The sequence below is a fragment of the Pyxidicoccus fallax genome (genome assembly GCF_012933655.1).
GTDB lineage: Bacteria > Myxococcota > Myxococcia > Myxococcales > Myxococcaceae > Myxococcus > Myxococcus fallax.
Genome location: NZ_JABBJJ010000128.1, coordinates 1 through 13,841, shown reverse-complemented (window position 1 = coordinate 13,841; position 13,841 = coordinate 1). Strand labels below are relative to the sequence as shown.

Here is a 13,841-nt window from a genome sequence, read left to right as displayed (position 1 = left end):
CAACTCCGGCTGATACCGCGTTCCCTCCCCCTACCCCTCACAGCTCCACCTGGCTGCCCAGCTCCACCACGCGGTTGGGCGGAATCCGGAAGTACGCCGTGGCACTGCGCGCGTTCCGGCTCATCCAGGCAAACAGCGCCTCGCGCCACACGGCCATGCCGGGGCGCTTCGTCGGAATCAGCGTCTCCCGGCCCAGGAAGAAGCTCGTCCCCATCAGCTGGAACTGGAGCCCCTTCTCACGGCACCGCTTCAGCACGTCCGGGATGCTCGGGTTCTCCATGAAGCCGTACCGCGCCACCACCCGCACGAAGCCCTGCTCCAGCGGCTCCACCTCCACCCGCTCCTCGCCCGGGATATGCGGCACCTCCTCCGGCACAATCGTCAGCAGCACCACCTGCTCGTGCAGCACCTTGTTGTGCTTCAGGTTGTGCAGCAGCGCCGGTGGCGTGCCCTCCGCGTTGCCCGTCATGAAGATGGCCGTGCCCGGCACCCGCACCGGCGGGTGGTCCCCGAAGCTGTCCAGCAGCTCCTTCAACGGAATGCTCGCCGCGCGCAGCTTGCCCGCCAGGATGTCGCGCCCGCGCTTCCACGTCGTCATCAGCGTGAAGATGATGACCGCCAGGGCCAGCGGCAGCCACCCGCCGTTGACGATCTTCACCGTGTTCGCCCCGAAGAACGACAGGTCCATCACCAGGAACAGCCCCGCCACCGGCAGCGCCACCGCCCGGCCCACGCCCCACCGCTCGCGCGCCACCACGTAGGCCAGAATCGTGGTGATGGCCATCGTCGTCACCGCCGCGATGCCGTACGCCGACGCCAGCGCGCTCGACGAGCGGAAGCTCAGCACCAGCGCCACCACGCCAATCAACAGGAACCAGTTGAGCCCCGGCAGGTAGATCTGCCCCATCTCCTCCGCCGACGTGTGCACCACCTCCATGCGCGGGCTGTAGCCCAGCTGCATGGCCTGCCGGGTCAGCGAGAACGCCCCCGAGATGAGCGTCTGCGACGCGATGATGCCCGCCGCCGTGGACAGCGCCACCAGCGGGTAGAGCGCCCAGTCCGGCGCCAGCAGGTAGAACGGATTGCGCGCCGCGCTCGCGTCCCGCAGCAGCAGCGCCCCCTGCCCCAGGTAGTTCAGCGTCAGCCCCGGCAACACCAGGCAGAACCACGCGCGCTTGATGGGCTTCCAGCCGAAGTGCCCCATGTCCGCGTAGAGCGCCTCGCCGCCCGTCACCACCAGGAACACCGCGCCCAGCACCAGGAAGCCGTGCAGCCCGTTGTGCACGAAGAACAGCGCCCCGTGCACCGGCGACAGCGCCCACAGCACCTCCGGGTTGTGCAGCAGCTCCTTGAAGCCCAGCACCCCCAGGACGAAGAACCACACGCCCATCACGGGGCCGAACACCGAGGCGATGCCCCCCGTCCCGTGCCGCTGCACCAGGAAGATGATGAAGATGATGACCAGGGTGATGGGGACGACGTAGCGCTCGAACACGGGCGTGGCCACGTTCAGGCCCTCCACCGCGCTCATCACCGTGATGGCCGGGGTGATGATGCCGTCGCCGTAGAGCAGCGCCGCCCCGAAGATGCCCAGCGTCATCAACACCGGCCGCGCATGGCGCGTCTGCCCGCGCGGCCGCTGCATCGCCAGCGCCATCAGCGCCAGGATGCCGCCCTCGCCCCGGTTGTCCGCCCTCATCACGAAGATGAGGTACTTCACCGAGACCACCATGATGAGGGACCAGAAGATGAGCGACAGCACCCCCAGCACGTTCTCCGGCGTGGGAGGCACGCTGTGCGGCCCGAAGAAGCACTCGCGCAGCGCGTACAGCGGGCTCGTCCCGATGTCCCCATAGACGATGCCCAGGGCCCCGAGCGCCAGCAGCGCCGTCCGCTTGAAGCTGTCTGGAGCCGCCCGGGCTTCTTCGCCCCCCGGGACTCCAGTCATGGTGGCTTTCACGCCCCCCGCTTTAGCCGAACCCACGCCCTGAGCAACCCGTCAGACACCCGGCTCCCCGTTTTCCAACGACGGGGTAACCCCCTGTGCGTCCGGGTAGGCACCGAGCGTGCCGGTAGTCGGCCCCAGGGCGGTGGGAGCGTCCAGGAACGACAGTCGGATGATCCACGATGTTGGCCATCCAGACAGCGGAGCAAGGGAGCGCCCGGGTGCCATGCCGGGCCCTCTGCCCCCGTGCTCCCATGTCCTGGCGAGGGTGTCTCAATGTCCATGGCAGCGGTCTCCAGACTGGGTGAGGCATGGCAGTACGGGGCCCAGGCCCCGGATGTGGAGGAGCGGCTGGCGCTCCTGGCGGAGGCCTCGCGGCTGTTGGCCGACGCCAGCCTGGAGCCTCCCGCCGTCATGGAGCGGCTCTGTGCGCTCGTCGTCCCGCTGCTGGGCTCGGCGTGCGCGCTGAGGCTGCGCTCCGAGGACGGCCGGTGGCTGCGCACCGTGGCCTCGGCGTCGGCGTCGCCGGAGGCCCGGCCCCTGTTCCAGTACCTCATCGCCCCCGTGCTGCGCGCGGACGAGGGCCCCTCCGCCGAGGTGCTGCGCACGGGCGTGGCCATGGTGGTACCGCGCCTGGAACTGGAAGACCTGCGCCGCCAGCTCCCGCCGCAGCACCATGGGATGCTGGAGCGCCTGCCCCTCACCGGCTCGCTGGTGCTGCCGCTGCGCGCGCGGGGACGCGGGCTGGGCACCCTCACCGTCTGGCGGGAGCCGTCGGCGGCGCCCTTCGACGCGGGCGAGCAGCTCCTCCTCCAGGAGCTGGCGGACCGCGCCGCGCTCGCGCTGGACGTGGCCCGCGCGTACGCGGCGGAGCGGCAGGCCCGGCAGTCGGCGGAGGTGGCCGCGGGCCGGCTGGCGCGGCTGCAGCGGGTGACGGCGGAGCTGTCCCAGGTGCTCACCGCCTCGCGCATGGCGGAGGTGGTCGTGGACCAGGGCGTGGAAGCGGTGGGCGCGCGCAGCGGCGGGCTGTGGCTGGTGGAGCCCGGCGAGAGCCAGGCGCGGCTCTTGCGCTGCAAGGGCGAGGACTCGCGCATGCTGGCCGACGTCTTCGGCGTGGTGCCGCTGGAGCAGCCCTCCCCCATCACCGAGGCCATCCGCGCGGCGCGGCCGGTGTGGCTGGAGACGCCGGACGCGCTCGTCGCCAGCTTCCCGGAGCTGGCCGAGCGCTGCCGGCGCGCGCGGGGCACTCCGGCGCCTTCCTCCGTGTGCCTGCCGCTGGCGGTGGACGGGCGCGCGCTGGGCACGCTGCTGTTCACCTTCGCCGAGCCCCACGCCTTCGACGGGGACGAGCGCGCCTTCCTCGAGCTGCTGGCGCACCATGCCGCCCAGGCGCTGGCCCGGGCCCGGCTGCTGGAGCAGGAGCAGCGCGCGCGCGCGGCGCTGCGCGACGCGCACCAGACGCTGGCGGCCGTCATCCAGGCGTCGCCCGCGGCCATCATGCTGCTGGACATGGACGGCACCGTGCGGCTGTGGAACCCCGCCGCGGAGCGCATGTTCGGGTGGACGGCGGACGAGGTGCTCGGCCAGGTGCTGCCCGCGGTGCCCGAGTCGCAGCAGGAGGAGTTCCGCCGCAGCCTGGAGAGCGTCGCCCGGGGCCGCTCGCTGTCGGGCGTGGAGACGCAGCAGCGGCGGCGCGACGGCACTCCCATCCCGGTGGCGCTGTGGACGGCGCTGCTGCGCTCCCCGGCCGGTGACCCGCAGTGCCTGGGCATCGTGGTGGACATCACCGAGCGCAAGCGCAGCGAGGACTCGCAGCGCTTCCTCGCGGAGGCCGGCGAGGTGCTCGCCTCCAGCCTGGAGCAGGAGGAGACGCTGGAGCGCGTGGCCCACCTGGCGGTGCCCACGTACGCGGAGGCGTGCGGCGTGTTCCTCGCGGACGAGGCGGGCGCCGTCCGATGCGTGGCCACCGCGTTCGCGGACACCCCGCGCGTGGAGTCCGACAGTCCCCTGGCCGCCGCGGCGGAGGTGGTGTCCCGGGTCATGGCGACGGGCGCGCCGGAGCTGTGCGCGTCACCGGCGCCGGACACGCCCGACCCGGCCCGGTGGAGCGCCCGCGCGTGGCTGTGCGTGCCGCTGGAGATGCGGGGACAGACGCAGGGCGCGCTGATGTTCGTCACCTCGCGGCGCTCCTACGACGTGCGGGACCTGGAGCTGGCGCGGGAGCTGGCGCGGCGGGCGGCGCTCGCCATCGACAACGCGCGGCTGTACCGCGAGGCGCGGCAGGCCATCCGCCTGCGCGAGGAGTTCCTCTCCATCGCCAGCCACGAGCTGAAGACGCCCATCACCGCGCTGCAGCTCCAGGTGCAGAGCCTGCTGCGCGGCGGCCTGGAGCGCTCCCCCGAGAGCCCCGCCCCGGAGCGCCTGCGCCGGGGACTGGAGGCCGTGGGCCGCCAGGTGAAGCGGCAGACGAAGCTCATCGACGAGCTGCTGGACATGTCCCGCATCAGCGCCGGGCGCCTGGAGCTGAGCCCCGAGCCGCTCGACCTGGGCACCCTCGTGCGCGAGGTGGCCGAGCGCTTCGAGCCGGAGCTGGCGCGCACCGACACGAAGCTGCACCTGGTGCTCGCCACGGAGGCGTGCGGACAGTGGGACCGGCTGCGGCTGGACCAGGTGCTGACGAACCTGCTGTCCAACGCGGTGAAGTACGGGCGGGGCAACCCGGTGCGCGTGGAGCTGTCGGCCACCGGGGACCGCGTGCGCATGGAAGTGCGCGACGGCGGCATCGGCATCGCCGCCGAGCACCTGCCGCGCCTCTTCCACCGCTTCGAGCGCGCCGTATCCGAGCGCAACTACGGCGGCTTCGGGCTCGGGCTGTGGATTACCCGCCAGATTGTCGAGGCCATGGGCGGCCACATCACCGTGCGCAGCGAGCCCGGCGTGGGCTCCACCTTCACCGTGGAGCTGCCCCGGGCCGAGGGGTGAGTGGCCCGCCCCCCTTCAGGCCTTGGAAGCGCCGCTCACAGCGCGAGGAGCAGGATGACGGCCTTCTCCTCGGGGCTGGCGGCCTGGAACTCGTCAGGCAGCCACACCTCGGAGGGCGGCGTCGCGGACACGTCGCAGCTGCGCTTGCCCACGTAGTAGCGCTGCGGCTCCTGCGCCTTCAGCCGGTAGGTGCAGTCGCGGACGTACACCTCCAGCTCGGAGGGGTTCAGCTTGAAGTTCACCGGGCGCCCGCCGAAGCCGCCCTTGGCGATGATGGCGTCCCCCTCCTTCGACACCTTCAGGTTCACCGCGGCGCCACCCAGCGCGCCCTTCACCTGGCCGTCCTTCACCTCCAGCGTGAAGTTGCCCAGGTAGGTGCGCCCCCGCAGCTCCCCGGGCGAGCGCGAAATCTGGAAGTCCGCCCCCGTCACCGCCTCGGGCGTCATCACCAGGTTGTACTGCTGACGGGCAATCCGCAGGTTGATGGCGTCCTCACGGGGCGCCGATACCGCGGCCCCCGCTCCCAGCAACACGCCCACCACCAGCACACCCCGGCGCAGCGGCATCAGAAAGCGCTTCATACGGCGTCCTCCTCTCCTGAAATCCAGTCCCCAGGAGTGATAACGACAGTCTGCACACCGCATACCGGCCCGTCATTCCCCTGGGGCCAACCCCTGGAAATTACTTTCCCCGTGGAGGTCATCCGCGCCTGCCCGCCCGCTCGGCCCCCACCCGGGGACGGGGCGAGAGGCCACGCCCCGCGCCCCGACGGTTCCTGCCACTACCGGGAGCCGGACGCCCCACCCCGGGCACCCGGCGTGCCCAGGTGTTTCTCGAAGAACATCAGCGCCGTCATCTGCGCGTAGTCGCGGTTGTCCTTCTTCTGGAAGCCGTGGCCCTCGTCGGTGGCGAGCATGTACCAGACATCCGGGCTCCGCTTGCGCACCGCCTGGACGATCTGTTCCGCCTCCGACTGCGGGACGCGCGGGTCGTTGGCGCCCTGCTGCACGTAGAGCGCCGCGCGCATCTTCTCCACCGCGTTCAGCGGGGAGATGCGCTCCTGCACCTTGCGCACCTCCGGGTCTCTCTCGTCGCCGTACTCCGCGCGCCGCAAGTCCCGCCGGTACGCCTGCGTGTTCTGCAGGAAGGACGCGAGCGAGGAGATGCCCACCACGTCCACCGCGGCCTTGATGCGCTCCGGGTAGAAGGCCACCGACGCCAGCGTCATGTAGCCGCCGTACGAGCCGCCGTAGACGCCCACGCGCGAGGCATCCAGGTCCTTCTGCGCGGCGATGAAGTCCAGCGTCGCGCCGATGTCCGCGAGGCTCTGCTCGCGCTTCACGCCGTCATCCATGGCCCGATACGCCTTGCCGTACCCGTCCGAGCCGCGCACGTTGGGCACCAGCACCGCCATGCCCATCTCCGTCGTCAGGAACTGGGCGAAGTTGTTGAAGCCAGGCAGGCTCTGCGCCTCCGGTCCGCCGTGGAAGATGACGACCACCGGCGCCTTCCCGGTGAGCCCCTTCGGCTTGTAGAGGAAGGCCGGCACCCGCACGCCGTCCGTGGACGGGTAGCGCACCAGCTCCGGCTCCACGAAGAGGGCCGGGTCGATGCCGCCCACCTCCGAGCGCGTCCACCGCGTCGTCTTGCGCGTCTTCACATCCACCGTCCACGCGTCCAGCGGCGAGCGCGCGTCCCCCAGGGAGAAGGCCAGCACGTCCGAGCGCTCCAGCGGGAAGCGCAGCGTGGACACCACCCCCTTCGGCACGTCCAGCGGCGTCAGCGCCTGCGTGCGCGTGTCCAGCAGGTACAGCCGGCCATAGCCCTCCTCGTTGACGCCCACCGCCAGCCGGCGGCCGTCCGGCGACATCGCCAGGCTCACCACGTTCCATTGCACCGACTTCGTCAGCGACGGCGGGGCCTCCGCGAGGGGCGCCTTCGCCAGCTCCAGCCGGTACAGCGCGTTGAAGTCCCCGTAGCGGTCCGTGACGAGGTACACGGACTGGCCATCCTGGCTGAAGACGGCGGCGTTGACGCTGCCCTTACCCTCCTTCGGCGTGAGCTGCCGGCGCTCGCCGGACTTCAGGTCGACGGCGTGCAGGTCCGCGTCATCCACCGCGCGGTACTGCGTCACCAGCAGCTTCGAACCATCCGGTGAGAACTCCATCGGGGACCAGGTGCCCTCGGCCTCGGTGATGCGGCGGGCCTGGCGCGGGTCGCTGGTGGGGGCCACGTAGACGTCCGCGTCCTTCCCGTTGCGCCCCGTGCCGCTGTACGCCAGCCAGCGGCCGTCTCGCGAGACGCGGAGATTCTCGTGCCGGCTCTTGCCGTCCGTCAGCAGCGCGGAGCGCCCCGTGCGCCGGTCGAGCTGGAACACCTGGAAGAACTCACCGCCGCCCTTGTCCTGCAGGTAGTAGATGACCTGCGGGTTGCCGGGCTGGAAGCGCGCCTGGTTGATGGGCTCGTCCGTGAAGGTGAGCTGCGTGCGCGCGCCCATGGGCGACTCCACCACGTGGAGCTGGTTGGTGTCCGCGAAGCGCGTGGAGATGAGCAGCTGCTTGCCGTCGTTGCTCACGTCCACGAGCGACGCGGAGCGGGCCTCCAGGTACTGGTCCATGCGCTGGCGCAGCTCCTGCGGCACCTGCGGCACGTTGCTCACCCAGAGGTTGGGCTGACCGGGCAGCGGCGCGATGCCGGGCACCTGCGAGGGCGCGGTCTTCTGGGGCTGCGCCGCCTTCGGAGGCACGGAGGCGGGTGCCTGCGCGGTGAGCAGCGACACGACGAGGGGAAGGGCTCCAAGGTTCATGGTGGGCGCACGCTAGCAGCGCAGCGCCTCCCGCGCGCGGGCACACCTCGACCGTGCGGGGCCGCCGATGGCGTGGCCCACCTCTGACGCGTGCCGACTCCCCGACACTCGTGCTGCTTACGCGCGGGCCCCAGAAACGTTTCCGGCGCCCGCGCGTCCCGTGGTCGCGAAGGGACAGCACGGCCTCATCAACCAGGTTCCGGGCCTCCTTCCGTAAGGGCGGGCGACGACGCGCCCCACCCCCTTCTGGAGTGGTGGCCTTCGAACACGGGAGAGGAACATGCCGAAGAGCTTCTGGAAGCACCGGGTCCTGGCGGCGGCGCTGAGCGCCTCGATGTCCATGCTGGTCGCGGGCTGCGGTGACGATGACGACGAGACGCCGCCGCCGGAGCAGCCCGCCCCCACCAACAACGCGCGGCTGCGCGTCATCCACGCGTCGCCGGATGCTCCGGCGGTGGACATCTACGCCGCGGGCCAGGCGGCCCCACTGTTCTCCAACGTGAAGTACGGCGACACGACGAACTACGTCACCGTGCCCGCGGGCACGTACAACGTGCAGATTCGCCCGGCCGGCGCTCCGGCCAGCTCCGCCCCGGTGTACTCCACCGGCCCGCTGACGCTGAGCACCAACGCCACCGTGAGCGCGCTGGCCGCCGGCCTGCTCGGCTCCAGCGACAATGCGCAGTCCTTCCGCGTGCTGCCGCTGGCGGAGGGCTTCGGCGCCCCGGTGGACGGCCGCGCGCGGGTGCGCATCGTCCACGCGGGCGCGGATGCCCCCACCGTGGCGCTGGACGTGAACGATGACGGCTCGTCCGAGGTGTCCTCCCTGGAGCGCTTCCAGGACACCGGCGCCGCGGGTGTGGACCTGCCCGCCGGCCAGTCCTTCCAGGTGGGCGTGCGCGCCGGTGGCAACAAGGTGACGGCCTTCACCATCCCCCCGCTGCCCTCGCGCGGCGAGGTGTTCGTCATCGCCACCGGTCAGCTCTCCGCGAAGCCGAGCGCGGCCAATGGCTTCGGCCTGCTCGCGGCCGGCGTGGGCCTCGTCCGGCAGAACCCCGTCGTCTACGCGCTGCATGGCTCGCCGGACGCGCCGCCGGTGGACGTCTTCGTCGGCAACAGCGAGCTGGTGGATGACCTGAGCTTCGGCGAGCTGTCCTCGCCCATCCAGGTGCCGCCGGGCACCTACAAGCTGGACGTCTTCGCCCACGCGGCCGGCGCCACGCGCCCGTCCGGCAACCCCGCCGCCGCGGATGACACGCCCGCGCTGATGGCCGGCGAGCGCTACCTCGTGGTGGCCGCCGGCTTCCTGTCGCCCGCCAGCAATGACCCGGCCGACTCCACCTTCGAGCTGCTGGCCTTCGCCGATGGCTTCACGCCGGACGCGGACAGCCTGCGGCTGCGCGTGGTGCACGCCTCGCCGGACGCGCCCGTGGTGGATGTATCGCCGCTCGACGGCAGCGGGCTCGTCCCCGCGAACGCGGCGTTCAACGACGTGGCGTACCGGCAGGCCTCCGCGGCCGCGGGCGTGGAGCTCCCGGCGACCCAGGTCACCGTGGGCGTCGCGGCGGCCGCGGCCAGCGACCGCGCGCCGGTGGCCCGCTTCGCCATCGACACCTCCATCTTCATCGGCAAGGGCGTCTTCGCGGTGGCCGCGGGCGCGCTGTCGCCCACGCACGGCGAGAACGAGGCGTCCTTCCGGCTGGTGGCCGTGAACACCAGCACCTCCCCGTGGAGCGCTGTCGCCATCCAGCCCGAGAGCCACTAATCCCCTGCTGTCCTCGAAGGCGGGCGCCTCGGCACACCCTCCCCCGTGGCGCCCGCCTCCCTCTCGCTCCAGGAGCCGTCCCGCCCGAGGCGTCATCTCGGGTTCGTGCGGTGAAACGGCCGCTCACGGAAACGCCTTTTCGGTTCGGACGTATCCCCTCTGCCGTGTCGCACCTGCATGGACCCATGACGGGGAGCCGTCGCTCATGAAGCGTTCACTTTCGTCCGTACTCGTCCTGCTGCTGTGCGGCGCATGCCTGGATCCCATCCGCGGCGCCGCGGACCTGGAGTGCACGCCCGAGGTGTCCGCCACCGCGTGTCAGCCCCCGGAGCAACGAGGGCAGGCGCGGAAGGTGACGGTGGGAACACGGCACGCGTGCGCCCTGCTGGAGACGGGCGGCGTGCGCTGCTGGGGTGACGCGGGCCTCGTAGGCGATGGCACGCGCGCGCCTCGGCCCACCGCCGTGGACGTGCGCGGGCTGGGCTCGGGAGTGCTCTCGGTGAGCGCCGGAGGCCAGCACACCTGCGCCGTGCTGGAGGGCGGCACCGTGCGGTGCTGGGGCGACAACTCGCGCGGGCAGCTCGGCACGGGGGACACCCAGGCGTCACTGGAGCCGGTGGAAGTGCCCGGGCTCGGAGCGAATGTCACGTCGGTGACCGCCGGGCAGTCGCACTCCTGCGCGCTGCACGCGGGCGGGCAGGTGACGTGCTGGGGGGCGAATGACCGGCTGCAACTGGGTGGCGGAACGCTCACCCACAGCACGCGCGCGGTGCTGGTGGAGGGCCTTCCCGCCAACCTCACCGCGCTCACGGCGGGCGCCACGCACACCTGTGCCTCGACGGCCGCGGGCGAGGCGTGGTGCTGGGGGAGCAACACCTCGGGCGAGCTGGGGGACGGCCAGTCCGGCGTGGACCGCTCGTCGGGCCCGGTACGCGTGGACGGACTGCCCGGGCCCTCGCGGGCGCTGGCCACGGGTGGAGGCCACACGTGCGCGCGCGTGGGCGACGGCGAGGTGGCGTGCTGGGGCTCCAACGCGACGGGAGCGCTGGGGGATGACACGGCGCTCGACAGCGTCAGCCCGGTGCGGCCGGTGGGCCTTGCCTCGGGCGTGCGCCAGGTGCGCGCCGGGTGGGCCTTCACGTGCGCGGTGGTGGCTGACGGCGACGTGCGCTGCTGGGGACAGAACCAGTCCGGGCAGCTCGGGGATGGGACGCGGCTGCACCGTGCGGCTCCGGTGCGCGTGGCGGGACTGCCCGAGGAGGCCGAGGACGTGGCCGCGGGCATGACGAGCGCCTGCGCGGTGCTGCGGGATGGGCGTGTGTGGTGCTGGGGCGGCAATGCCCAGGGACAGCTCGGCGACGGGACACAGATGGACCGTGTGGCGCCCGTGGCGGTGGAGGGGCTCGATGCCCCCTAGGGGAGGACGGCATGTCGCTGCTGCGCGATGACGTGGGATTGCTGGAGGCATTCCGCCGGGGCGAGCCCGCGGCGCTGGCTCGCGTGTATCAGGCGTACTCCGCCCATGTGGCCCGCTTCCTCTCGCGCACGTATGTGGCGCGCGGGCCGGCGGGCTTCGCGCGCGTGGGGCCGCTGGACTTGGAGGCCGCTCATCAGGAGACCTTCGTGCGCGCCTTCCGCGAGCAGGCGCGCCGGGACTACGACGGCGTGCGCCCGTTCGAGGCGTGGCTCAATGCGCTGGCGCGACAGGCCGCGGTGGATGTGCTGCGCGCGGCGGGACGCATCGCCCGGGAAGCGGTGCCGCTGGAGAACACGCCCATCGTGGAGCGGCTCGCCACCGACAGCCCCAGCCCGGAGGACCGGGCGCTGGAGGCGGAGACCCGCGAACTCGTGCGCCGGTTCCTGGATGGATTGGACGAGGCGGGGCGGAGCTTCGCGGATTTGCGGTTCGTGCAGGGCCTGTCGCAGGAGCGCGCGGGCGCGGCCCTGGGGTTGTCGCGGCAGGAGGCTCGCACGCGCGAGGCGAAGCTGCGGCGCGCGCTGATGGACCACCTCTCCGCCGAGGGCTGGCTCACCTCCGAGCCCGGCACCGTGCCCTCGGCCGCCGTCACCGCCGCGGTGCTGGTCCTGCTCTTTCCCCACTTCGTGCCCTGAAGAGATGCCCATGTTCCTGTTCCCCCTGCACGTCGACCGGCAACTGGCGCGACTCGCCACCTCGGGAAGTCTGACTCCCCGCCAGTGGAACCGGGTGCTCCGTCATGCCCGTGGATGCTCGCGGTGCGGCCCTCGGTACGAGCGCGTGATGAACATGCGGCGCGTGCTCGCGCATGGAGCGGAGGTGCGGCGAGGCCTCGCCCCTGGCACGCTCGCGGAGCCCAGGACGGTGGGCGTGGCGAACATGCGGCGTGACCTCGCGCAGGGTGCGCTCTCGGAGCCCACGGAGGCGGAGCTGGAGTTCATCTCCGCGCTCGGTCTGCGGGCCGCGCTCGCGGCGGCGGGAACGTCTCCGGTGCGGGATGGGCCTCCCTCGCTGCTGTCACGCATCAGGGTGGCATACCGCGACCTTGGAGGCTCCGATGAGGCCACGGCGCGGACACCCGGGATGCTCGCGCGGAAGGACTCCGGGCGCGTGCGCGGCATCGCGCTTCCGGAAGGGTGGCGGACGTCCGGTGGCATCGGACTCTTCGCGGCGGTGGCGGCCTGTGCGCTGTTGCTGCTCGCATTGCCGCGGGAGGAGGAGTGGGGCTCCCGAGGAGAGGCCAGCACCACGGCGGTGCTCCGGCTGTTCTGCGTGCCCGAGGACTCGGCGCTGCGCGAGGTGAAGGGTGAAGGCTCGTGCCCGCCCGGCGCGGCGCTCGCCTTCGCCGCGGCGGTGCGGCCTCCGCTGACGCATGCGGCGGTGGTGGTGCGCGGCACGAACGGAGTCCGCGTGGAAGGCCCGTTCGAGGTGAAGACCGCGCCAGGGGCGGAGGCCGCGCTGGACGTGACGCCCAAGCTGCCCGCCTCAGGCTCGGTGGAGGTCATCACCGTCTTCGCCTCCAGCGCGCAGGCGGCGCTCGCGGCGGCACGGGGTGAATCCGTCGATGGAGTCGTCCGGGTCCACCACCGCGTGCGCGTGGAGGCGACGCCTTGAGCCGCGCGAGCGTGACGCCATGGCCCTTCGTGCTCCTGCACGTGCTGCTGACAGCCCTCCCCGCCTTCGCGAATCCAGAGCGAACCCCACCGCGTCCATCGGACTCCAGCGCCCCACTGGTCCGTCGAGCACTCGTCGTGGCCTACAACGGCAGCGACGCGCCCGGGATGCCTCCGCTGCGCTACGCGGATGACGACGGCGTGCGCTGGGCGGAGACCCTGCGTCGCCTGGGCGTGGACACCGTGCTGCTCACCGTCCCGGACGCGGACACCGCCGAGACGGAGCGCGAGCGCCTCGAGGGCGTGCGCGTCCCCACCGTGGCCGCGCTGGATGAAGCCGTGGCCACGCTGTCCCGGCGCAACGCCGAGGACCGCGCGCTCGGCCGCACCGTGGACGTCCTCTTCATCTACGTGGGCCACGGCCGCACGGGAGACAGTGGCCACGCCTACCTCACGCTCGCCGATGGCCGGCTCGACCAGGACGGCCTCTATGGCCGCGTCATCGAACGGCTGGAAGCGGACTACGTGCACCTGCTCGTGGACGCGTGCCACGCGGCGGGCGTGGTGGGCAGTCGCGGGGGAGACCCGCACGTCCTGCGCAGGCTTCGCCGTGCCCTGGAGCAGGAGCGGCTCGCCGGCCACCCGCGCGTGGGCGCCGTCTTCGCCGAGAGCGACGAAGGAGAAACACACGAGTGGTCCCGCCTTCGCGCGGGAGTCTTCAGCCACGCGGCCCGCTCGGCGCTGCTGGGCGGCGCGGACGTCAACGCCGATGGCCGCGTGGAGTACAGCGAGCTGGACGCCTTCGTCGCCTCGGCCATTCGCGGAGTCCGCTCTCCTCGCGCCCGCCTGGCCGTGCGGACCTTTCCTCCCGCGCTCAGCCCCACCCGCGCGCTGGTGGGCCCCGCTCCCACGGGCCCTCGCCTGACACTGCCCCCGAGCCCCACGGGCGCGCGTGTCTCCGTGGAGGACACCCTCGGCGTCCGGCTCGCGGATGCCCACCGCACACCGGGCGAGGCGCTCGTGCTGGCCCTCCCCGAGCGCGACGCCTACTGGCTGCGCATGCCCGGCGGCGAGGCACGGGTGCGGCGCGCGGACCTGGAGACTCCGCGCCTTCCCGAGCTCGGCCCGCCCGAGCTGGCCCGCCGGGGCGCCGCCGAGGAGAGCCTCCTCCAGGGACTCTTCGCCATGCCCTTCGGCCGGGACTTCTACGAGGGCTATGTCACCTCCGCGGGCGTGCCCGCCGTGGACTTCCC

General features: G+C 72.5%; 9 protein-coding genes. 6 read left to right on the top strand and 3 right to left on the bottom strand.

Going from position 1 to position 13,841, the window contains the following annotated elements:
• Positions 1-37 precede the first annotated feature (37 nt).
• Entirely contained in the window at positions 38-1,948 is a 1,911-nt protein-coding gene (locus tag HG543_RS25655) for a potassium transporter Kup (protein ID WP_169347489.1), read from the bottom strand.
• Positions 1,949-2,221: 273 nt separating this feature from the next.
• Here HG543_RS25655 and HG543_RS25650 point away from each other — a divergent pair, with 273 nt between their 5' ends.
• On the top strand, positions 2,222-4,927 hold the full coding sequence (locus tag HG543_RS25650; protein ID WP_169347488.1) for a sensor histidine kinase: 2,706 nt from the start codon (positions 2,222-2,224) through the stop codon (positions 4,925-4,927).
• 35 nt (positions 4,928-4,962) lie between these two features.
• Here the strand turns inward: HG543_RS25650 and HG543_RS25645 are convergent, their stop codons facing one another.
• Together HG543_RS25645 and HG543_RS25640 are read right to left on the bottom strand one after the other, a co-directional pair.
• Positions 4,963-5,508, bottom strand: a complete 546-nt coding sequence (locus HG543_RS25645) for a hypothetical protein (RefSeq protein WP_169347487.1) — start codon at positions 5,506-5,508, stop codon at positions 4,963-4,965.
• A 200-nt stretch (positions 5,509-5,708) separates the two neighbouring features.
• The gene (locus HG543_RS25640) at positions 5,709-7,733 is read right to left on the bottom strand and encodes a S9 family peptidase (protein ID WP_169347486.1); all 2,025 of its coding nucleotides are present in this window, start codon (positions 7,731-7,733) and stop codon (positions 5,709-5,711) included.
• Between the two features lie 280 nt (positions 7,734-8,013).
• Between HG543_RS25640 and HG543_RS25635 the strand changes: the two genes are divergently transcribed.
• The 5 genes from HG543_RS25635 to HG543_RS25615 form a co-directional block, all read left to right on the top strand.
• The gene (locus HG543_RS25635) at positions 8,014-9,498 is read left to right on the top strand and encodes a DUF4397 domain-containing protein (protein WP_169347485.1); all 1,485 of its coding nucleotides are present in this window, start codon (positions 8,014-8,016) and stop codon (positions 9,496-9,498) included.
• Positions 9,499-9,703: 205 nt separating this feature from the next.
• Entirely contained in the window at positions 9,704-10,915 is a 1,212-nt protein-coding gene (locus HG543_RS25630) for an RCC1 domain-containing protein (protein ID WP_169347484.1), read from the top strand.
• A gap of 11 nt (positions 10,916-10,926) precedes the next feature.
• Positions 10,927-11,610, top strand: a complete 684-nt coding sequence (locus HG543_RS25625) for an RNA polymerase sigma factor (RefSeq protein WP_169347483.1) — start codon at positions 10,927-10,929, stop codon at positions 11,608-11,610.
• Between the two features lie 10 nt (positions 11,611-11,620).
• Positions 11,621-12,589, top strand: coding sequence for a hypothetical protein (locus tag HG543_RS25620; RefSeq protein ID WP_169347482.1), 969 nt, complete (start codon positions 11,621-11,623; stop codon positions 12,587-12,589).
• Positions 12,586-13,841, top strand: a 1,256-nt coding sequence (locus HG543_RS25615) for a caspase family protein (protein WP_169347481.1), incomplete at its 3' end; no start/stop codon positions are given. The genes HG543_RS25620 and HG543_RS25615, both read left to right, overlap by 4 nt.